Origin of the sequence: Streptomyces sp. SID5785, from assembly GCF_009870065.1 — a bacterium.
GTDB lineage: Bacteria > Actinomycetota > Actinomycetes > Streptomycetales > Streptomycetaceae > Streptomyces.
Genome location: NZ_WWIA01000487.1, coordinates 1 through 1391, shown reverse-complemented (window position 1 = coordinate 1391; position 1391 = coordinate 1). Strand labels below are relative to the sequence as shown.

Annotated in this window: 2 protein-coding genes; one reads left to right on the top strand and one right to left on the bottom strand. The window is 72.2% G+C overall.

The annotated features are described in order from the left end of the window. A partial coding sequence (locus GTW43_RS15750; protein ID WP_272922534.1) for a carbonic anhydrase occupies positions 1 to 386 on the bottom strand: 386 nt, incomplete at its 3' end. 146 nt (positions 387 to 532) lie between these two features. Between GTW43_RS15750 and GTW43_RS15745 the strand changes: the two genes are divergently transcribed. Then, entirely contained in the window at positions 533 to 1231 is a 699-nt protein-coding gene (locus tag GTW43_RS15745) for a hypothetical protein (protein WP_161302631.1), read from the top strand. Positions 1232 to 1391 lie beyond the last annotated feature (160 nt).

The window sequence follows — 1391 nt, the reverse complement described above, 5'->3', positions numbered from 1 at the left end:
TAGCCGCCCGCCGTCGTGCCGCCGTCCACCGCGGCGCGCGTCGCCGCGACGGCGCCGCACGCGTCGTGGCCGAGGACCACGACGAGCGGGGTGCCGAGGACGCTCACCCCGTACTCGACACTGCCGAGGACCTCCGGCCCCTGGACGTGTCCGGCCGTGCGGACGACGAAGAGGTCGCCGAGCCCCCGGTCGAAGATGATCTCGGCGGCGAGCCGGGAGTCGGAGCAGCCGAAGAGCACGGCGAACGGGTTCTGGAGCGGGGCGATCTGCGCGCGCCGCGCCGCGTCCTGGTTCGGGTGCTCGGGAGTGCCCGCGACGAACCGCCGGTTGCCGGCCAGCAGCATCGCGAACGCGTCACGGGGCGAGAGGGTGTCGGTGTCGGTCATGGCGGCAGCGTACGGCCGTCGGCGGCCTGCTGCGCACCATACGACTATTGCCGCCCGCGGGTGACCCTGCGCCTGTTCCCGCAGGTCCGAGCCCCGGATGCCGTTATACAGGCCCCATCCTGTTGATCAACTGATGGGGCTTCACCATGCTCAAGAGCGTTCTGCGCGCCCTGGCCGCCACCGCCCTCGCCGCGGGTTCCCTGGCACTGGCCGCTCCCGCCGACGCCACCGCACCGCGGGCGGCCGCCCCGGCCGCGCAGGCCCCCGACACCGGTCCGTGCGGGCCGGTCGGGACCTTCCGCCCCTTCGACTGGTGGCGCACCACCACGTCCCCCACGATCGCCCCGGCCGTCCACGAGGCCTCGGTGACGGAGAACTGGCAGTGGCGCGAGGACACGAACACGCTGTGGCGCGGGGACACCCGCGAGAACGTCGACCAGCTCTTCGAGGACGGCTTCACCCCGCGCGGCCGGGCGATGACGCCGCTCGCCGAGTACATCGTCAAGGGCGGCGGACAGAACACCGCACACGTCAGCACGAGTTGTGAGAAGTGGGTCGCGGAGAAGTTCGCCACCTACGGCGCCGCGAAGACCGGCTGGGTCTACGAGATCGAGGCGCCGGGCGGCATCGACGTCAACGCCACGGCCCACCTCAACGACTACTCCTCGCCGTACCTGTGGAACAAGGAGATCGACTTCCCCGGCGGCATCTCCGGCAGCCACATCAAGGGGGCCTGCAAGTACCGCTTGGTGAGGACGGACCCGGTCACCAAGGTCAACACGTACGACAACCTGGGCTGCCGCCACAACAGCCGCTACGTACCGACCCTGGTCGCCGCGGGCTGAGCACCCCCGGGCACACACCGATCCGGCCGCGCGGCGGGGCGCGGCCGGACGTGTCGTCGGGCGGGGCGGGCCGGGGCCCGTCGGGGTGGGATCAGCCGTTGGCGAGCGCCTTGACCCGGCTCAGCGAGCCGTTGAACTTGTTGTGGTCGCCGACCGTCGG